Consider the following 18,093-nt stretch of genomic DNA (forward strand, 5'->3'; position numbering starts at 1 on the left):
GTCTCGCGTTGAGGTGCCTCAGTCGAGCCAACCCATGAGGTTGCTCTCGACGATCGAAGACAGCGCCTTGATATGCGCATCGTCATCATTCAGGCATGGAATATAGGTGAATTCCTCACCACCGGCCTCCTCAAAGCTCTCGCGGATTTCCTCGTTGATCTCTTCCAGCGTCTCGATGCAGTCGGCAGAAAAGGCCGGAGCCATCACCGCGATGCGTTGCTTGCCATCCTCGCGCGCCAACCGCGCCACTTCGTCGACAGTGTAGGGCTTGAGCCACTCCTCGGGGCCGAAGACCGACTGGAACGTGGTGGTGATCTCGGTATCCTCCCAGCCCAGCCTCTCCTTGAGCAGGCGCGTGGTTTTCTGGCAATGGCAATGATACGGATCGCCCTGCATCAAATAGCGCTTCGGCATGCCGTGATAGGACACGACGAGGATCTCGGGCCGCTTGTCGATATCGGCGTAGGCGCGCTCGACCGATTCGGCGAGGGCCTCGATGTAGAGCGGGTTTTCGAAATAGGGCTCCACCACGCGGGCAATCGGCTGCCATGTTTCGTCCATCAGCGCGCGAAAGAACTGGTCATTCGCGGTGGCTGAGGTGGCACCGGCGTAATGTGGATAGAGCGGAAAGAACAGGATGCGCGTGCAGCCCGCCTCGACCATCGCCCGGACCTTGGATTTCGTGGACGGATTGCCGTAGCGCATGCAGAAATCTACCATCACCTGATCGCCGTAGCGCACATGCATTGCCTCGGCCATCTTGGCGGTCTGCTCGCGGGTGATGGTCATCAGGGGGCTTTCGCCCTTGTCTTCGTTCCAGATGGATTTATACGCCTCGCCGCTCGTAAACGGTCGCTTGGTCAGGATGATGAGCTGCAACAGCGGCTGCCATTTCCAAGGGCTGTAGTCGATCACCCGCCGGTCCGAGAGGAACTCGTTGAGATAGCGGCGCATCGGCCAATAGCTGTAATGATCCGGCGTCCCGAGATTGGCCAGCAGCACGCCGGTTTTTGCTCGCGGCACCTTGGGATGATCGGCGGGGGCGTGGGCGGGGCGTGCGGCGTCAAGGCTGGCGTCGAGCATGGCTTTGGTCAATCCTGTCAGTCTCGGGTCAGGGGTGACATATAGGTTAGCGCCGCAAGGTCAATCTTTCAGCGGTTTTTCCTCTGAGCCGAGCGCGTCCGCCAGCCGTGCCTTGGCCGATCCGGGGCGCAAGGGTTGTGGCTGGCTTTCGTCAGGCGACCAGCCTGTCAGGAAAATCATCTCGAAGGTCGCGGGAATGCTGCCTGTGCCCTTCCCGAATTCACGCGCGTATATGTCGCAGGCGCGATTCAGGACCGCGCGCCGCATCATGCGCCTGGGTCTAGTACTCATCGCGTTGGCCTCGCCCATGGCGCGCAGGTCGTGCATCAGGTGCCGGGCATTGCGATATTCAACGCTCAACGGCAGCCGGTCGGCAACCGGCAGGGTATAGCCCGCCCGCTGCAACAGCGCGCCGAGATCGCGGATTTCCCCCATCGGCAGGATACGCGGCGAAAGGCCTCCGGTCACATCGGCCTCGGCTTGCGCCAATGCCGCACGTAACTCCTGCAACGTGCCACCGCCCAGAAGCGCACCCAGCATCAGCCCGTCGGGCCGCAACGCGCGCCGCATCTGAATGAGTTGCCCCACCGGATCGCTTGCCCAATGCAGGCACATGGCATGGATTACCAGATCATGCGCGCCCGGCTCCAACGCCAGCGTCTCGTCATCTGCGACCACCCGCGCCTCCGGCAAGCGCGTCTGCCAGAATTCGGGGAAACCCGTCACCACGGCGGGCGCGGTAAAGGATTTGTTAACCACCGCCAGACGATCCTCGATCTCATCTGCCGCCACTTCGTGCAGGAACAGCACAGGCGCGCGCCCCGCGCGCAGGCGGTTGCGGAAAAGGGCGGTGCGGTCGGTGAGTGGTGTCTGGGTCATGGCAAGGAGATTAGGGTGCACAGAGCGGCATTTCAAACAGCGGTCCGGTTGATCTATCCGTCGCGTTGTACGCTCTGTGGCACCACTGTCGATAGCGATTTCGGCCTTTGTGGTCCCTGCTGGCGCGATACCCCGTTCATTTCCGGTCTGGTCTGCGACGCCTGCGGCGTGCCACTGCCGGGCGAGTCGGGCGCGCAGGCCGAGTTCTGTGATGAATGCCTAGTCAATGCCCGGCCCTGGTCGCGCGGGCGCTCGGCGCTGCGATATCACGAGAACGGTCGCCGCCTCGTTCTTGCGCTCAAGCATGGTGACCGGCATGATGTCATCCGCCCGGCGGCGAAATGGCTCGCGCGTGCTGCTGCGCCGCTCTTGCAACCCGACACCCTGCTTGCGCCGGTGCCGCTGCACTGGACCCGAATGCTCCGCCGTCGCTACAATCAGTCGGCCCTGCTCGTGCAGGCGTTGGCCCGCGAGATCGGTCAACCTCATTGTCTGGACCTCTTGCATCGCTCCAAGCGCACACAGAGCCTCAACGGACTCGACCGAGCCGCCCGCCACGCCATGCTCAGCGACGCGATCCGCATTAACCCGGCGCGCGGCCCGCTGATCACAGATCGCCAGGTGCTTGTCGTCGATGATGTGATGACTTCCGGCGCAACGCTCTCGGCATGCGCGCAGGCCGCATATGCCGCTGGCGCGCAGGATGTGTGTATTCTGACACTGGCACGCGTCGCCAAGGATGCTTAGGTTCCTGTCAAACAGAACAGGAAACCGTGCATGCAACCCGTCGAAATCTACTCCTCGCCGCTCTGCGGCTTTTGCCACGCGGCCAAACGCCTGCTGAAGCAAAAGGGCGTCAACTTCTCCGAGATCAACGTGCTCGCTCAGCCCAAGCGCAAGACCGAGATGATGAGCCGCGCCAATGGCCGCCATACCGTGCCGCAGATCTTCATCGGTGAGACGCATGTTGGCGGCTGCGACGAGCTTTATGCGCTGGAACGCGCGGGCAAGCTCGATCCGATGCTCCAGGGCTGATTCGATGCGCGCGGCCCTCCTGCAACTGACCAGCAGCGACCAGCCAGAGGATAATCTGGCCGCCGTCCGTGCGATGATGGAGAGGGCGGTCGCACAGGGCGCGGAGTTCATCCTCACTCCAGAAGTGACGAATTGCGTCTCGACCAGCCGCAGCCATCAAAATGAGGTGCTGCACCCCGAGGAAACAGACCCGGTTCTCGCCGGATTGCGCCAAGAGGCCGCCCGCCATGGCGTCTGGCTTCTGATCGGCTCGCTCGCGCTCAAGACCGACGATCCCGACGGGCGCTTTGCCAACCGGTCCTTCCTGATCGACCCGCAGGGCGAGGTGAAGGCGCGCTATGACAAGATCCACATGTTCGACGTCGATGTGACGCCCGAGGAAACCTATCGCGAATCCGATGGCTTTCGGCCCGGCACCCGCGCGGTGCTGGCGCAGATGCCCTGGGGCACGCTTGGCCTGACGATCTGCTACGACATCCGCTTTCCCGCCCTGCATCGCCGCCTCGCCCATGCCGGGGCCGATATCCTGACCGTGCCCGCCGCCTTTTCCCCCGTGACCGGTGCCGCGCATTGGGAAACCATGCTGCGCGCGCGGGCTATTGAGACCGGCTGTTTCGTGCTGGCCCCGGCGCAAACCGGCACCCATGCCGCCACCAAGGGACGGGCCCGCACAACGCATGGCCACAGCATGGCAATCGCACCCTGGGGCGAGGTTCTGGCTGATGGCGGCACCGATCACGGGATCGTGATGGTTGATCTTGACCCCTCGGAGGTGGCACAAGCACGCAGGCGCGTGCCTTCGCTGCGCCATGACCGCGGTTTTGATGGCCCCTGAATGGACGAGACAACCAGTAATTCCCTTGCGGTGGCGCTCTTTAGCGAGATCCTCACCAACGAGCAGCTGATCCGCAACCGGCTGAGCCGGGTGCTGCCGAAGGGTATGGAAATCTCGCATTTCTCGGTCCTGAACCATCTTGCCCGGATCGGAGATGAGCGTAGCCCGGCGCAACTAGCCAAAAGCTTTCATGTCACTCGCGGGGCGATGACCAACACGCTCTCGAAACTTGAATGGGCGGGCTACGTGCATATCCGCCCCGATTGGGACGATGCCCGCCGCAAGATGGTCGCGATCAGCCCCTCGGGCCGTCAGGCGCGCGATGCGGCGATGGCGGCGATCACGCCGATGGTCTCGGATCTGATCCGTGATCTTGGCGAGGACCGCGTGCGCGCCAGCCTGCCGGTGCTGCGCGAATTGCGCATCAGGCTGGAGATTTGACGCTCGTTGTCACGTAATTCACGCTCAGGTCGCGATCCGACAGGCGCCATTGCCATGTGACCGGGTTGAAAACAAATCCCTTGCGATCCACCGGTGTCAGCCCGGCTTGAGCAATCAGGCCGTATAGCTCATCCGGGGTGATGAACTTAGACCATTCATGCGTGCCCTTGGGCAACCAGCGCATCACGTATTCCGCCCCCACGATAGCCATGGCGAAACTTTTGGGATTGCGGTTGATCGTGGAGCAGACCATCAACCCGCCGGGTTTGAGCAATTGCTGGCAGGCGGTCAGATAGGCCAACGGATCAGCCACATGCTCGACCACCTCCATGTTGAGCACCACGTCAAACTGCTCGCCCTCTGCGGCCATATCCTCGGCCGTGGTGTGGCGATAGTCGATCTTCAGACCCGATTGCTCGGCATGAACCTGCGCCACAGGGATGTTGCGTGGGGCGGCATCCGCACCCACAACATCGGCCCCAAGCCGCGCCATCGGTTCGCTCAGCAGACCACCGCCACAGCCGATATCGAGTATGCGCAGACCCTCGAATGGCGCGTGTAGCCCTTGATCACGCTCGAATTCCGCTGCGATCTGCGACGTGATATAGTCCAGCCTGCAGGGGTTCAGCATGTGAAGCGGCTTGAATTTGCCGTTCGGATCCCACCATTCGGCGGCCATCGCTTCGAATTTGGCGACCTCGGTGGCATCTATCGTGCTCTGCGCGGCTTGCATTCGGGTCTCCCTATGGCTCAATTAGTCCCGTGCGATATATAGGACATTCATGGATAAAGTCTCGGGCCATAAAACCGCAGTTCAATATCTCTTTCCTCCGGTCGAGCCGTTCGATCGGCGCATGCTCGACGTGGGCGATGGTCACACGATCTATGTCGAGCAATCGGGCCGGGCGGATGGCCTGCCGGTTGTTGTTCTGCATGGGGGGCCGGGCGGCGGCTGCAGCCCCGCGATGCGCCGCTACTTCGATCCTGAAATCTATCGAATCATTCTCTTTGATCAGCGCGGCTGCGGACGATCGCGCCCGCATGCGAGCGTCGAGGCCAACACGACATGGCATCTTGTGCGCGATATCGAGCAGATCCGCGACACTCTCGGCATCGACCGCTGGATCGTCTTCGGCGGCAGTTGGGGTGCCACGCTGGCGCTGATCTATGGCCAGACCCATCCCGACCGCGCGTTGCATCTGGTGCTGCGCGGTGTGTTTACCATGACAGAAGGAGAACTCGACTGGTTCTACGGCGGTGGCGCCGGGGCGTTTTGGCCGGAAACATGGGCACGCTTTGTCGCACTCATCCCCGAGGAGGAACGCGACGACCTGATCACTGCCTATCACAAGCGGCTCTTTTCCGGCGATCTGGCGCAGGAAATCACCCACGCCAAGGCGTGGTCGGCTTGGGAAAACGCGCTCGCCACGGTGCAGTCCACCGGCGTCGGCGGTGATAGCCCGGCGGACTACGCCCGTGCCTTTGCGCGGCTGGAAAACCACTATTTCACGCATCGCGGCTTTCTGGAGGAGGACGGGCATATCCTTGCCCGCATGGACCAGCTGCACGAGGTGCCCGGCACCATCGTACAGGGCCGCTATGACATGATCTGCCCGCCAATCACTGCGCATAAGGTGGCTGCGCTCTGGCCGAAATGCGATCTGCGGATGATCCCGGTCGCCGGTCACGCCCTCTCCGAGCCTGGAATCAGCGCTGATCTGGTGGGCGTCATGCAGAAATTGGCCCGCCGCGCCTGAGCATTCGCGCTTTTCCCGAGACCCGCATCACGGTATTCGGAACGTTATGGAAACGCTGCCCCACCTCTATGATCGCCTTGTCGCCGAAGGCGAACTGACCCGTGATGACGCGCAAGAGGCGGTTCTGCCCGAATTCGAGCGCATCCGCGCCGCGCTCGCTGACACCCCGCGCAAGGGTTGGTTTCGCCGCGCGCCTGAGCCGCCCAAGGGGCTCTATCTCTGGGGAGGGGTCGGGCGTGGCAAGTCCATGTTGATGGACATGTTCGTGCAAACCCTCGACGTGCCCAACCGACGAGTGCATTTTCACGCGTTCATGCAGGAAATCCACGCTGGTCTGCACGCCGCCCGCGCTCGCAACGAGACTGACGCGCTCGCCCCGGTGGCTGCGGAGGTGGCCAAATCCGTGCGGCTGCTGGCCTTTGACGAAATGCAGATTACCGATATCACCGATGCGATGATCGTGGGTCGGTTGTTCGAGGCGCTTTTCGCGGCGGGGGTGGTGGTGGTCACCACGTCCAACCGGGTGCCGGATGACCTCTACAAGAACGGGCTCAATCGGCAATTATTCGTGCCATTCATCGCGCTGGTCAAGGAGCGCATGGTCGTGCACGAAATGGTCGGCCCAACGGATTACAGGCAGGATCGCCTCGCCGGAAGCCAAACCTATTTCTCGCCTCTCAATTCCGAGAACCGCGCCGAGATAGAGACGATATGGCAGGATCTGACCGGTGGTCAGGGCGGCCCGCACGACATCATCGTCAACAAGCGTGCTGTTGAAATTCCGGCGTTTCACAACGGGGTCGCACGCGCCACGTTCTATGACCTCTGCGGGCGCCCACTCGGCCCTGCCGACTATCTCGCCCTGGCAGAGGCAGCGCGCGTGCTGATCCTGGAAAACATCCCGCAACTGGGGCGAAGCAATTTCAACGAGGCCAAGCGGTTCGTCACCCTGATCGACGCGCTATACGAGGCGCGCGTACGCCTCATCTGCTCGGCAGCGGCAGAGCCGGAATACCTCTATCTCGAAGGAGAGGGCTCATTCGAATTCGAACGCACCGCCAGCCGGTTGCGCGAAATGCAATCCGATGGCTGGGGTGAAGATGCCTAGCGGCTGCGTGTCAGATCCAGGAACACATCCTGCAAATCCGCCTGCTCGGTCTTGACGTCACGGATCGAGATCCCTGCTTTGTGCACGGCGGCCAGCACCGCCTCTGCAGGGGTCTCGGCAGAATGATAGGTGATTTCCAACGCCCCGCCGTCGCGTCGCGACACGGTCAAGCCCGGTGCCTCCGGCAAGATCTGCACCGGCCCGTCAGGTTGAATGATCATCGTCTTGGCATCAAGCCGCCCCAACAGGTTCGCGGTCGAGTCCCGCGCTACGACTTCGCCCAGATTGATGATCGCGATCTCGTCGCACATCTCTTCGGCCTCTTCGAGGTAATGCGTGGTCAGGATGATCGTCATCCCCTCGCGATTGAGTTTTCGCACATTCTCCCACAGCATCTGACGCAACTCGATATCGACGCCCGCCGTCGGCTCGTCGAGCACCAGGATATGCGGATGATGCACCAACGCCTTGCCCAGCAATAGCCGCCGCCGCATTCCGCCCGAAAGGGTGCGCGCATAGGCCTCGGCCTTGTCCTCCAGCCCGATCAGCCGCAGGATTTCATCGCTGCGTCGCTGCGCGCGCGGCACACCATAGAGCCCGGCCTGCACCTCCAGCGCGCCGCGCGGGGTGAAGAATGGATCAAGGTTCAACTCCTGTGGCATCACCCCGATCGAGGCGCGGCTCTGACGCGGGTTGCGATCCTGATCAAAGCCCCAAATTGTCACCTGCCCGGCGGTCTTTACCACAAGCCCGGCCAGGATATTGATCAGCGTCGATTTCCCCGCCCCGTTCGGCCCCAAAAGGCCAAAGACCGATCCCTGTGGAATATCCAGATCAACCCCGGTGAGCGCCTGTTTTGCAGGGCTTTTACCCTGACTGCCGTAGGTTTTCGTCAATCCTCGGATTTCAATGGCATTTGCCGCCATGCTGCTCTTGCCCCTCGGCTTGGCTTCACTCATATTCGCACCTAGTGGAAAGCACGGCAAAAGGAAACGCCCTCATGGTAACCGAAGCCCCGGAAACCCGTATCGTGGACAACTACCGTGTCGCCTGCGACGGGGGCGAGGGCGCATTGGGCCATCCCCGTGTCTGGCTGCAAATCCCTCGGGAAACGGGCTATGTCGAATGTCCTTACTGCGATGCTAAGCACATTCACCGCGATTTCGAAGGTAAAGTCTGAGGGCCTCATATGCCGACCCGGCGCGTGGCCCTGTTGATGGCAGGTTCTGGCGTAGCGGCAACCGCTTTCGGTCTTCCGCGCCTGGCGGCCTATTTAGAACCAGAGCTGACCTTCGAGCCCCTGCCCGGAAATGATGGGTTTCGCCAGTTGTCCGGCGGACCGGTCTCCAGAGGCAATCCCGCTCTCGTAGGGATCGATCAACCTAATGCGCGGCCTGCTGAGACCTCCGTTTGTGCGCATCTCTTCACAGGTCCGAGGCCGTCCGATCATGTGCCCGTCGCCTATTTCTCGGACGCGCGTTGCGTCTACTGCCGGGTACTTTCGCCGCTCCTCCATGATTTGGAACGCCGCGAGCCGATCACCATCACGTGGCATGAGTTGCCGTTGCTTGGTCCTGCGTCTCGGCGCGCCGCCAAGGCCGCCTTGGCTGCTAGGCGTCAGGGGGCGTATGCGATTTTTCATGACCGCTTGATGGGTACGCCATTTATGCCGAACACGGCCTATATCAGACAAATTGCCGTGGATGCGGGCATTGATGTCGAGCAGCTGCTAGGGGACATGCAGGGTGCCGACGTCGCTGATACCATCGCAAGAACAGCCGGTCTCGCCCGCAGATTTGGCTTTTTTGGCACCCCGGCGCTTGTCGTGGGCAGAACTGCGGTGCTTGGCAATATTGACGAGCGCAAACTGCGCCGATTGATCGAAATTGAGACGAACATGACCGATCCCGGTCCCTGTTCCTAAGCCTTAGGATATGCGCCAGATACAAAAACTGAATCAAACTAAGGAATTCAGAGTCCAGATCCTGCTGCTAAAGTCAGATCATTGCAAAATCGTTGAATTGTTGCCGTGACACGATAATTGGCCTGTCCTTACGCGGTTTGCGTGGTTGTTCGTCTTCTGTGTGTTCTGTCTTGGGAGGGTCTTCGCTTTTACGCGCCATCTGTCTTCTCCGTTTTGAAGCAGACCGGCCGAAACGCGCCGACCGGCGCTGCGGGTTGGTTTCGTACAGAGCGGCCAGCCTGAATTCGAACTAGGATTGGACGGTCATAAAAAATAAGCTGACCACTCTGCAGTACCAACGTGCCAAAAGGTTTGGCTTTGATCTACGGGTCAGTTGGAAAAACTGTGTCTCGAATTTGGACAAAATGCGGCCAAATCATGGCGAAGTCTCCTCTGCCATGAAGCCGCTGGCACCTTGGGCGGCTTCGTGGCAAACAGACCCGGCAGGGCCAAACGCGGGGGTAAGACATGAGCACCGGATTCGGAAAAGGCTGTCATCTTCATCTGATCGACGGCTCGGCCTTCATCTTCCGCGCTTATCACGCCCTGCCGCCGCTGACGCGGAAATCCGACGGGCTGCCGATCGGGGCGGTCTCGGGGTTTTGCAACATGCTGCAACGCTATGTCGAGGGCAACAATGGTCACGACGCCCCGACCCATGTGGCGGTGATCTTCGACAAGGGTAGCCACACATTTCGCAATGACCTTTATGACGCCTACAAGGCCAATCGTGACGCGATGCCCGAGGATCTGCGCCCGCAAATCCCGCTGACCCGCGACGCCACCCGCGCCTTTAACATCGCCTGCGAGGAAATCGAGGGCTATGAGGCCGATGACATCATCGCCACGCTCGCCTGTCAGGCGCGGGATCTGGGTGGAAGAGTGACAATCATCAGTTCCGACAAGGACCTCATGCAGCTCGTGGGCGACGGCGTCGAGATGCTCGACGCGATGAAGAACCGCCGCATCGATGTTGACGGCGTGCGCGAGAAATTCGGGGTGGACCCGGGCCGCGTGGTCGATGTGCAGGCTCTGGCCGGTGACAGTGTCGACAACATCCCCGGCGCGCCCGGCATCGGGATCAAGACGGCGGCGCTTCTGATCAACGAATTCGGCTCTCTTGAAGAGCTCCTCGACCGCGCCGAAGAGATCACGCAGCCGAAGCGTCGCGAGACCCTGATCGAGAAGCGCGAACAGATCGAAATGTCGAAACGTCTGGTGCAGCTTGACTGCAAAACGCCGCTCGATTTCACGCTGGATGATCTGGAAGTGCGCGACCCCGATCCCGATATGCTGCTCGGGTTTCTTGCCGAGATGGAGTTTCGTACGCTTTCCAAGCGGATCGCCGACGCACTTGGCAAGGATGCGCCGGTGATTCCTGAACCCACTGCACAGGCAGCAGAGGACGCGCCAAAAGCCCCCGATTGGCCTGGAATAGAGCCTGAAGCCTACACGCGCGTCAGCGACATGGCGACGCTCGATGGCTGGATCGCCACCATCCGCGCGCAGGGTTTTGTCGCCATCGACACCGAGACCACCTCGCTCAATGAAATGCAGGCTGATCTGGTGGGTATCTCGCTCGCCACGGCACCTGGCACCGCCTGCTACATCCCGCTTGGGCACAAGGACGGGGCGTCGGATGATCTTTTCGGCTCCGATACGCTGGCCTCGGGGCAGTTGCCGATGCAGGACGTGTTGGATGCGCTCAAGCCGGTGCTGGAGGATGACGCGATCCTCAAGATCGGGCAGAACATGAAATACGATGCCAAGATCTTCGCGGGCCACGGCCTCAAGATTGCGCCCATCGACGACACCATGCTGATGTCCTACGCGCTGCATGCGGGCGAACATGGGCATGGCATGGACACCCTGTCGGAACGGTATCTCAGCCATGATCCGATCCCGATCAAATCGCTTCTGGGCTCGGGTAAGTCCGCCATCACATTCGACCGCGTGCCGCTTGACGAGGCGGTGAAGTACGCCGCCGAGGATGCCGACATCACCCTGCGCCTGTGGCATATCTTCAAGCCGCAGCTGCACCGCGCCCGCGTCACCACGGTCTATGAAACGCTCGAACGTCCGCTTGTTCCGGTTCTCGCCCGAATGGAGCGCCACGGCGTCAAGGTCGACCGCGAGACGTTGCGCGCCATGTCGGGCAAGTTCGCGCAGAAAATGGCCGGATTGGAGTCTGAGATCCACGAACTGGCCGGGCGCAGCTTTAATGTCGGCTCGCCCAAGCAACTGGGCGAGATCCTCTTTGACGAGATGGGCCTCGACGGCGGCAAGAAGGGCAAGACCGGAGCATATGCCACTGGTGCCGATGTGCTTGAGGATCTGGCGACCGAACACGAATTGCCCGCCCGCGTTCTCGACTGGCGGCAATTGTCGAAACTAAAATCGACCTACACGGATGCGTTGCAGGATCACATCGACCCTGACACTGGCCGGGTGCATACATCTTACGTGCAGACAGGGGCCAATACCGGGCGGCTCGCCTCAACCGATCCGAATCTGCAGAATATCCCCGTGCGCTCCGAGGAGGGCCGCCGTATTCGCGAGGCCTTTGTCGCAGAGCCGGGAAATCTCCTTGTCAGTCTCGATTACAGCCAAATCGAGCTGCGCATCCTCGCCCATGTGGCGCAAATCGACTCGCTCAAACAGGCGTTCCGTGACGGCCAAGACATCCACGCCATGACTGCAAGCGAGATGTTCAACGTGCCGATGGATGAGATGACACCCGAGGTACGCCGTCAGGCCAAGGCGATCAATTTCGGGGTGATCTACGGCATTTCCGGCTTTGGCCTCGCGCGCAACCTGCGCATCCCGAGGTCTGAGGCACAGGGCTTCATTGATCGGTATTTCGAACGCTTTCCGGGCATCAAGGATTACATGGACGAAACCGTCTCCTTCGCCAAGGAACACGGCCATGTTCAAACCCTGTTTGGCCGCAAGATCCACACACCCGAGATTTCGGCCAAGGGACCGCGCGCCGGCTTTGCCCGCCGCGCGGCGATCAACGCGCCCATTCAGGGCAGCGCCGCCGACATCATCCGCCGCGCCATGATTCGCATGCCCGCCGCGATTGAGGGCCTGCCCTGCAAGATGTTGCTACAGGTGCATGACGAACTGATCTTCGAGGTGGCCGAGGACAGCATCGGCCGCCTGATCGAAGTGGCCCGCGACGTCATGCAGGGTGCTGCCGACCCGGCGGTGCATCTCGAGGTGCCGCTGGTGGTGGATGCCGGGCAGGGCGCCAACTGGGCCAAGGCACATTAAGGCAGGCTCATGGCCGCGTGCCGTCCGACTGCGCCCAGTCCCAATACATCTCGCGCACGCGTTCGGTCAGCGGGCCGGGCTGATACTGCCGCTCTTCAAAGGTCGAGACCGGCGTGACCTTCATCATGTTGCCCGACAAGAACACCTCGTCCGCCGCCTCGAAATCGGCAAAGCTCATCACGCATTCATGCACCGCTATGCCCTCTGCGCGCATGTTCGCGATATGCCGCGCCCGGGTGATCCCGGCCAGAAATGTGCCGTTCGGCACCGGCGTGAACACCTCGCCATCACGCACGGCAAACACATTCGCAGTCGCCGCCTCGGCCACATTGCCCAGGGCATCGGCCACCAGCGCATTGCCAAACCCGCGCGCCCGCGCCTCGGCCAGCATGCGGGCGTTGTTCGGGTAAAGACAGGCCGCCTTGGCATTGACCACGGCATCCTCCATCACCGGACGGCGAAAGCGCGTGCGGCTCAGTGTGGTGGTAAAGCCGGGTGGGGCCATCGGGATTTCCTCGAGGCTGATGGCAAAGCCGGTCTCTCCGCCTTCCTTGGGCACGATCGCCGCCATGCCGCCGTCGATCGCCCAATACATCGGGCGGATGTAGACGGCGGCGTCCTTGGGATAGGCGCGCAGTCCCTCGCGCACGATCGCGACCATCTCCTCGGGGCTCACCGTCGGTGTCACCATCAGCGCTGCAGCCGAGGCATTGACCCGCGCGCAATGCTTGTCGAGATCGGGGGTCAGGCCGTGGGCGTAGCGCGCGCCGTCAAACACGTTGCTGCCCAGCCAAATGCCGTGATCGGCCGCCTTCATTACGGCCAAGTCGCCGTCATGCCATTGGCCCTGAAAATAAGTGCGGATGTTCTTTCCGGTTGGCATGTTGTTCCTCCCTGCCTCGTCTCGGCCAGACCCTAGGCCGGTCTTGCAAGAGGGTCCAGAGCGATCAGTTTCGTGCCGGTGCCTCGGCCATGAGGCGGTCCAGATCGAGCGGCCTGTTCACCATGGCCAAGTTGCCACTCGCATCGCGCGGCCACTCCGCCTCCGGCTTGTCGACATACAGCTCCACGCCGTTAAGGTCCGGGTCCGACAGGTAAATCGCCTCGCTCACGCCGTGATCGGCTGCGCCTTCGACCGGAATGCCCGCCCCGACCACGCGTCGCAGCGCATCGGCGAGCGCGGTGCGGTCGGGGTAGAGGAACGCGGTATGAAACAGGCCGGTATGCCCTTTCGGCGGTGGTGTGGCCCCGAGGCTCTCCCATGTGTTGAGCCCGATATGGTGATGATAGCCCCCTGCCGACAGGAACGCCGCCTGCCCGCCGGAATAATATTGCGTGAGCTCGAAGCCGAGCACGCCGGAATAGAAGCCGATGGCGCGCTCCAGATCCGAGACCTTGAGATGCACATGGCCGATACGGGTTGCGGGATGAACAGGGGTCATGGGTGTCGTCCTTTTCTTGGTCGACGCCAAGTTGACCCATGCGCGCTGAACGCTCAATTCCCCGAATCTGCCCAGCTTATGTGCGTGAATGCAGATTAATTGATCCGTCACGTTCACGTGCTAAACTCGACAACTGACGTACTTACACAGCTGTTTTGCGACTCTCATCGAGGTAAATCTCCCGCAGCCGTGTGGCCACGCGCCCAGGTGTGCCATCGCCCAGGGTGACCCCGTCGATCTCCACCACGGGCATCACAAAGGCGCTTGCCGAGGTGACGAATGCCTCGTCCGCCTCGCGCGCCTCGTCGATGGTGAAACTTCGCTCTTCCACCTCCATCTGAGCCTCTCGGGCAAAGCGCAGCACGGCGGCGCGGGTGATCCCGTGCAGGATGTCATTGCTCAGATGCCGGGTGACGATCTTGTTGCCCTTGACGATATAGGCATTGTTCGAAGTGCCTTCCGTCACATGCCCATCCTCGATCATCCAGGCATCGTCACAGCCGGCTTTCTTGGCCATCATCTTGCCCATTGACGGATAGAGCAGCTGCACCGTCTTGATATCGCGTCTGCCCCAGCGGATATCCTCGATGCTGATGACCTTGATGCCTTTTTTCGCCGCCGGATTGTCCGCCAGCCCGGGCTTGGATTGGGTGAACAGCACGAGCGTCGGCTCAGTCGTCTCGGCGTCTGGAAATACGAAATCGCGGTCGCCATCGCTGCCGCGGGTGACTTGCAGATAGACCAGCCCGTCCTCAATGTCGTTCGCGCGCACCAACTCGCGGTGGATCTCCAGCAGGTCGTCGTACGCAGCGGGCTTCTTTATTTCGAGCTCCGAGAGCGACCGCTCCAGCCGCGCCAGATGGCCCGCGAAATCGATCAGCTTGCCGCCCAGAACGCTCGTCACCTCGTAGACGCCATCGGCCATCAGGAACCCCCGGTCGAAAATCGACACGGTGGCCTCGGTCTCCGGCAAATATTCGCCGTTCACATAGACAGTGCGCATGGTCCTACCCCCACAAAGCCGCCTCGGGCGGATGCACCCCGGCGTCATCGAATTTCAAAGCGTTCTTCCGGTCTTCGGCCAAGAGAAGCGGGCCGTCAAGGTCCGTCACCATCGCGCCCTGCGCAACCAGTACTGCCGGGGCCATGGCCAGCGAGCTTCCGACCATGCAACCTACCATAATTCCATAACCTTCTGCCCTTGCTGCCTCGCGCAGGCGCAGCGCCTCGGTCAGCCCACCGGTCTTGTCCAGCTTGATGTTGACCACGTCATATTTGCCCTTGAGATCCGGCAGGCTTTCCCGGTCATGGCACGACTCGTCGGCACAGACAGGCACCGGGCGGCCCATTCCGATCAGCGCCTCATCCTCACCCGCAGGCAGTGGTTGCTCGACCAGCGCCACGCCAAGCCGCAGCAGATGCGGCGCGAGTTCGGCATAAACGTCGGCGCTCCAGCCTTCATTGGCGTCGATGATGATCTTCGCCTGCGGCGCTCCCCGCCGCACCGCCTCCAGCCGGGGCATGTCATCGGGCGTGCCCAGCTTTATCTTCAGAAGCGGCCGATGCGCGTGTTGTGCCGCCTGCGCCTGCATCGCCTCGGGCGTGTCGAGTGACAGGGTGTAGGCGGTAATCTCCGGCCCCGGCTTGCGTAACCCGGCCAGGTCCCAGACCCGGCAACCTTTTGTCTTCGCCTCAAGATCCCATAGCGCACAATCCACCGCATTGCGCGCCGCCCCGGCGGGCAGCAGATCATAGAGCCCCTCGCGCGCCAGATCGCTCGGCAGCCCCTCGATCTGCGCCGTGACACTCTCCAGCGTCTCGTCATAGCGGGCATAGGGCACGCATTCGCCCCAACCGGTCACGCCGCCCGCGCTGATCCGCACGGTCAGCACCTGTGCCTCGGTGCGCGAGCCCCGGCTGATGGTAAACACCTGCGCCAACCGGAACACGTCGCGCGTCACTGAAATCTCCAAGCGTCCCCCTTTCATCTTTCCAGAAATACTCCCGCCGGAGGCATCCGCCACATGCCTCGCACGGCTCCGGCGGATCAAAGCGCCGCGAGCGCCTCGACCAGCTTGCCCGACCCGAACCGATACGGGTCAGTCGCAGGCAGGCCCATCTCGCTCTCGACCTTGTCCAGAGAGGCACGCGCCTCGGCCTCGTTCATGTGCTGCGTGTTGACCGATACGCCGACCACCTGACAGGCCGGATTGGCGACCTGCGCCAGTGGCAGCGCGGTGTCGCGCAATTGCTCCAGCGAGGGCAACTTATATCCGGGCAAGCCGCGCATATGAGCCCGTGTCGGCTCATGGCTGAGGATCAGCGCGTCGGGCTGTCCGCCATGGATCAGCGCCATGGTCACCCCCGAGAAGGACACGTGAAAGAGGCTGCCCTGCCCCTCGATCAGGTCCCAGTGATCGGGGTCATTGTCGGGCGTAAGCCATTCCACCGACCCGGCCATGAAATCGGCGACCACGGCGTCGAGCGGCACGCCGTCGCCGGTGATCAGGATGCCAGTCTGCCCGGTGGCGCGGAACGTCGCCTTCATGCCACGCGCCTGCATCTCGCGTTCCATCGCCATCGCGGTATACATCTTGCCGACCGAGCAATCGGTGCCCACGGCCAGACAGCGCTTGCCGCGCCGCTTCACCCCGTCGGCTATCGGATATTTCACCGAAGGCACCCGCACATCGTGCAGCGTGTGTCCGGTCGCCTCGGCCACGGCCTTGAGATCGGGTTCGTCGCGCAGCAGATTGTGCAGCCCGGAGGCGAGATCGAACCCCTCCTCCAATGCTGCCACCAGCACCTTCTTCCATTCCTGGCTGATGATGCCGCCGCGATTGGCCACGCCGATGACGACGGTCTTGACGCCCGCGGCTTTCGCCTCCTCCAGCGTCATGTCGGGCAGACCCAGATCGGCCCCGCAGCCAGGTAGGCGAAACTGGCCCAGGGCATTCTCGGGGCGCCAGTCGCGGATACCGATGGCCACCTTGGCGGCCAGCATGTCGGGCGCATCGCCCAGGAACAACAGATAGGGGGTCTCGATCATGGCAGATGCTCCAAGCGTTCGGAATTCAGGGGAATTTCGTACGATTCAAACGCGATTTCATACGTATTTCAATGTGAAAGGCAAGAATATCGCATGATCCTGTTGCGAATAGGCGAATGGCTCGAATTTTCTGCAATTCATGCCCGTACATTGCAGGTTTAACCCGCGACGGAAAAGCCGCTTGCAGAGTGATGCGCAATTTCATACCCAAAGCCGCGATGTTCACGCAATTTCCTTAACCAACGGAGCGACCCAAAGATGAGCTTTCGCCTGCAACCGCCGCCCCCCGCTCGCCCCAACCGCTGTCAGCTGTTCGGCCCCGGCTCCAACACCAAGCTGTTCGAGAAAATGGCGGCGAGTGCTGCGGACGTGATCAATATCGACCTAGAGGATTCGGTGGCCCCCACCGACAAGGACGTGGCGCGCAACAACACGATCGAGGCGATCAACAGCGTAGACTGGGGCAAGAAAACCCTCTCGGTGCGCATCAACAGTCTCGACTCGCCGTTCTGGTATCGCGATGTGGTTGATCTATTGGAGCAGTCCAGTGACCGACTCGATCAGATCATGATCCCCAAGGTGGGTTGCGGCGAGGATATCTATGCCGTCGACGCGCTTGTTACCGCGATCGAAGCCGCCAAGGGGCGCAAAAAGCGCATCGGTTTCGAGGTAATCATCGAATCCGCTGCGGGCATCGCCCATGTCGAGGCAATCGCCGCCGCCAGTCCCCGCATGCAGGCGATGAGCCTTGGTGCCGCCGATTTCGCGGCCTCTATGGGCATGTCCACCACTGGTATCGGCGGCACGCAAGAAAACTACTACATGCTGCATGAGGGCGCGAAATACTGGTCTGATCCTTGGCATTGGGCACAGACCGCAATTGTCGCCGCCTGCCGCACGCATGGCCTCTTGCCGGTCGACGGCCCGTTCGGGGATTTCTCGGATGACGAGGGCTTTCGTGCGCAGGCGCGCCGGTCGGCCACGCTTGGCATGGTCGGCAAATGGGCGATCCATCCCAAGCAGATCGCGCTCGCCAACGAGATCTTCACGCCGTCCGACGCGGCGGTCGCGGAAGCGCGGGAGATTCTTCAGGCGATGGAAGAGGCCACTGCACGCGGCGAGGGGGCCACGACCTACAAGGGCCGTCTCGTCGATATCGCCTCGATCAAGCAGGCCGAGGTGATCGTCAAACAGGCCGAAATGATCGCGGCACAGTAACCTGGAA

Annotated in this window: 19 protein-coding genes; 10 read left to right on the plus strand and 9 right to left on the minus strand. The window is 61.8% G+C overall.

What is annotated here, in order from left to right:
* Positions 1 to 18: 18 nt before the first annotated feature.
* Positions 19 to 1,083 (minus strand): ferrochelatase, encoded by a 1,065-nt coding sequence (gene hemH, locus PVU19_RS00970; protein WP_050663821.1) that lies wholly within the window; start codon positions 1,081 to 1,083, stop codon positions 19 to 21.
* A 60-nt stretch (positions 1,084 to 1,143) separates the two neighbouring features.
* Positions 1,144 to 1,962 carry a methyltransferase domain-containing protein gene (locus PVU19_RS00975; protein ID WP_050663805.1) on the minus strand — a complete coding sequence of 273 codons (819 nt, stop codon included), beginning with the start codon at positions 1,960 to 1,962 and terminating at the stop codon, positions 1,144 to 1,146.
* Between the two features lie 48 nt (positions 1,963 to 2,010).
* Between PVU19_RS00975 and PVU19_RS00980 the strand changes: the two genes are divergently transcribed.
* Genes PVU19_RS00980 through PVU19_RS00995 form a run of 4 tightly spaced genes read left to right on the plus strand, consistent with a single transcriptional unit; the run spans position 2,011 to position 4,273 of the window.
* The gene (locus PVU19_RS00980; protein WP_082237795.1) at positions 2,011 to 2,709 is read left to right on the plus strand and encodes a ComF family protein; all 699 of its coding nucleotides are present in this window, start codon (positions 2,011 to 2,013) and stop codon (positions 2,707 to 2,709) included.
* Between the two features lie 30 nt (positions 2,710 to 2,739).
* Entirely contained in the window at positions 2,740 to 2,997 is a 258-nt protein-coding gene (grxC, locus tag PVU19_RS00985) for a glutaredoxin 3 (protein WP_050663807.1), read from the plus strand.
* A 4-nt stretch (positions 2,998 to 3,001) separates the two neighbouring features.
* Positions 3,002 to 3,832: a carbon-nitrogen hydrolase family protein gene (locus tag PVU19_RS00990; RefSeq protein WP_050663808.1), complete on the plus strand. Its 831-nt coding sequence runs from the start codon at positions 3,002 to 3,004 to the stop codon at positions 3,830 to 3,832.
* On the plus strand, positions 3,833 to 4,273 hold the full coding sequence (locus PVU19_RS00995) for a MarR family winged helix-turn-helix transcriptional regulator (protein ID WP_050663809.1): 441 nt from the start codon (positions 3,833 to 3,835) through the stop codon (positions 4,271 to 4,273).
* Here PVU19_RS00995 and ubiG read toward each other — a convergent pair.
* Positions 4,257 to 5,006 carry a bifunctional 2-polyprenyl-6-hydroxyphenol methylase/3-demethylubiquinol 3-O-methyltransferase UbiG gene (gene ubiG / locus PVU19_RS01000; protein ID WP_050663810.1) on the minus strand — a complete coding sequence of 250 codons (750 nt, stop codon included), beginning with the start codon at positions 5,004 to 5,006 and terminating at the stop codon, positions 4,257 to 4,259. The genes PVU19_RS00995 and ubiG overlap by 17 nt on opposite strands.
* Before the next feature lie 49 nt (positions 5,007 to 5,055).
* On the opposite strand from ubiG, the gene pip reads away from it, so the two are divergent.
* Together pip and zapE are read left to right on the plus strand one after the other, a co-directional pair.
* Positions 5,056 to 6,030 (plus strand): prolyl aminopeptidase, encoded by a 975-nt coding sequence (gene pip, locus PVU19_RS01005; RefSeq protein ID WP_050663811.1) that lies wholly within the window; start codon positions 5,056 to 5,058, stop codon positions 6,028 to 6,030.
* Between the two features lie 46 nt (positions 6,031 to 6,076).
* On the plus strand, positions 6,077 to 7,138 hold the full coding sequence (gene zapE, locus PVU19_RS01010) for a cell division protein ZapE (RefSeq protein ID WP_050663812.1): 1,062 nt from the start codon (positions 6,077 to 6,079) through the stop codon (positions 7,136 to 7,138).
* Here the strand turns inward: zapE and PVU19_RS01015 are convergent.
* Positions 7,135 to 8,064 (minus strand): ABC transporter ATP-binding protein, encoded by a 930-nt coding sequence (locus PVU19_RS01015; RefSeq protein ID WP_050663813.1) that lies wholly within the window; start codon positions 8,062 to 8,064, stop codon positions 7,135 to 7,137. The genes zapE and PVU19_RS01015 overlap by 4 nt on opposite strands.
* Before the next feature lie 74 nt (positions 8,065 to 8,138).
* On the opposite strand from PVU19_RS01015, the gene PVU19_RS01020 reads away from it, so the two are divergent.
* From PVU19_RS01020 to polA, 3 genes are all read left to right on the plus strand, one after another.
* A complete protein-coding gene (locus tag PVU19_RS01020) occupies positions 8,139 to 8,318 on the plus strand; it encodes a zinc-finger domain-containing protein (protein ID WP_074787842.1) in 180 nt (59 codons plus the stop codon).
* 9 nt (positions 8,319 to 8,327) lie between these two features.
* Complete coding sequence (locus PVU19_RS01025) at positions 8,328 to 9,062, plus strand: DsbA family protein (protein ID WP_082237848.1); 735 nt, start codon at positions 8,328 to 8,330, stop codon at positions 9,060 to 9,062.
* Between the two features lie 507 nt (positions 9,063 to 9,569).
* Entirely contained in the window at positions 9,570 to 12,377 is a 2,808-nt protein-coding gene (gene polA / locus PVU19_RS01030) for a DNA polymerase I (protein ID WP_274789858.1), read from the plus strand.
* A 7-nt stretch (positions 12,378 to 12,384) separates the two neighbouring features.
* Here polA and PVU19_RS01035 read toward each other — a convergent pair whose 3' ends face one another.
* The 5 genes from PVU19_RS01035 to dgcN form a co-directional block, all read right to left on the minus strand.
* Entirely contained in the window at positions 12,385 to 13,260 is an 876-nt protein-coding gene (locus tag PVU19_RS01035; protein ID WP_050664497.1) for a branched-chain amino acid aminotransferase, read from the minus strand.
* 64 nt (positions 13,261 to 13,324) lie between these two features.
* The gene (locus PVU19_RS01040) at positions 13,325 to 13,819 is read right to left on the minus strand and encodes a VOC family protein (RefSeq protein WP_050664498.1); all 495 of its coding nucleotides are present in this window, start codon (positions 13,817 to 13,819) and stop codon (positions 13,325 to 13,327) included.
* Positions 13,820 to 13,961: 142 nt separating this feature from the next.
* Entirely contained in the window at positions 13,962 to 14,822 is an 861-nt protein-coding gene (locus PVU19_RS01045; RefSeq protein ID WP_050664499.1) for a D-amino-acid transaminase, read from the minus strand.
* A 4-nt stretch (positions 14,823 to 14,826) separates the two neighbouring features.
* Positions 14,827 to 15,792 carry an N-acetyl-D-Glu racemase DgcA gene (gene dgcA, locus PVU19_RS01050; RefSeq protein ID WP_274789859.1) on the minus strand — a complete coding sequence of 322 codons (966 nt, stop codon included), beginning with the start codon at positions 15,790 to 15,792 and terminating at the stop codon, positions 14,827 to 14,829.
* A gap of 74 nt (positions 15,793 to 15,866) precedes the next feature.
* Complete coding sequence (gene dgcN / locus PVU19_RS01055) at positions 15,867 to 16,868, minus strand: N-acetyltransferase DgcN (RefSeq protein ID WP_274789860.1); 1,002 nt, start codon at positions 16,866 to 16,868, stop codon at positions 15,867 to 15,869.
* A 258-nt stretch (positions 16,869 to 17,126) separates the two neighbouring features.
* On the opposite strand from dgcN, the gene PVU19_RS01060 reads away from it, so the two are divergent.
* Positions 17,127 to 18,086, plus strand: a complete 960-nt coding sequence (locus PVU19_RS01060) for an L-malyl-CoA/beta-methylmalyl-CoA lyase (protein WP_274789861.1) — start codon at positions 17,127 to 17,129, stop codon at positions 18,084 to 18,086.
* The last annotated feature ends 7 nt before the right edge of the window (positions 18,087 to 18,093 follow it).

This window comes from Roseovarius tolerans (genome assembly GCF_028885395.1).
Classification (GTDB): domain Bacteria; phylum Pseudomonadota; class Alphaproteobacteria; order Rhodobacterales; family Rhodobacteraceae; genus Roseovarius; species Roseovarius tolerans.

Coding starts and splice junctions, on each gene's coding strand:
- PVU19_RS00975 (WP_050663805.1), bottom strand. CDS start 1,962: ATGACCCAGACACCACTCACCGACCGCACCGCCCTTTTCCGCAACCGC.
- PVU19_RS01060 (WP_274789861.1), top strand. CDS start 17,127: ATGAGCTTTCGCCTGCAACCGCCGCCCCCCGCTCGCCCCAACCGCTGT.
- zapE (WP_050663812.1), top strand. CDS start 6,077: ATGGAAACGCTGCCCCACCTCTATGATCGCCTTGTCGCCGAAGGCGAA.
- PVU19_RS01015 (WP_050663813.1), bottom strand. CDS start 8,064: ATGGCGGCAAATGCCATTGAAATCCGAGGATTGACGAAAACCTACGGC.
- PVU19_RS01040 (WP_050664498.1), bottom strand. CDS start 13,819: ATGACCCCTGTTCATCCCGCAACCCGTATCGGCCATGTGCATCTCAAG.
- hemH (WP_050663821.1), bottom strand. CDS start 1,083: ATGCTCGACGCCAGCCTTGACGCCGCACGCCCCGCCCACGCCCCCGCC.
- polA (WP_274789858.1), top strand. CDS start 9,570: ATGAGCACCGGATTCGGAAAAGGCTGTCATCTTCATCTGATCGACGGC.
- ubiG (WP_050663810.1), bottom strand. CDS start 5,006: ATGCAAGCCGCGCAGAGCACGATAGATGCCACCGAGGTCGCCAAATTC.
- PVU19_RS01045 (WP_050664499.1), bottom strand. CDS start 14,822: ATGCGCACTGTCTATGTGAACGGCGAATATTTGCCGGAGACCGAGGCC.
- dgcN (WP_274789860.1), bottom strand. CDS start 16,868: ATGATCGAGACCCCCTATCTGTTGTTCCTGGGCGATGCGCCCGACATG.
- PVU19_RS00990 (WP_050663808.1), top strand. CDS start 3,002: ATGCGCGCGGCCCTCCTGCAACTGACCAGCAGCGACCAGCCAGAGGAT.
- pip (WP_050663811.1), top strand. CDS start 5,056: ATGGATAAAGTCTCGGGCCATAAAACCGCAGTTCAATATCTCTTTCCT.
- PVU19_RS01035 (WP_050664497.1), bottom strand. CDS start 13,260: ATGCCAACCGGAAAGAACATCCGCACTTATTTTCAGGGCCAATGGCAT.
- PVU19_RS01025 (WP_082237848.1), top strand. CDS start 8,328: ATGCCGACCCGGCGCGTGGCCCTGTTGATGGCAGGTTCTGGCGTAGCG.
- PVU19_RS01020 (WP_074787842.1), top strand. CDS start 8,139: ATGGTAACCGAAGCCCCGGAAACCCGTATCGTGGACAACTACCGTGTC.
- PVU19_RS00995 (WP_050663809.1), top strand. CDS start 3,833: ATGGACGAGACAACCAGTAATTCCCTTGCGGTGGCGCTCTTTAGCGAG.
- grxC (WP_050663807.1), top strand. CDS start 2,740: ATGCAACCCGTCGAAATCTACTCCTCGCCGCTCTGCGGCTTTTGCCAC.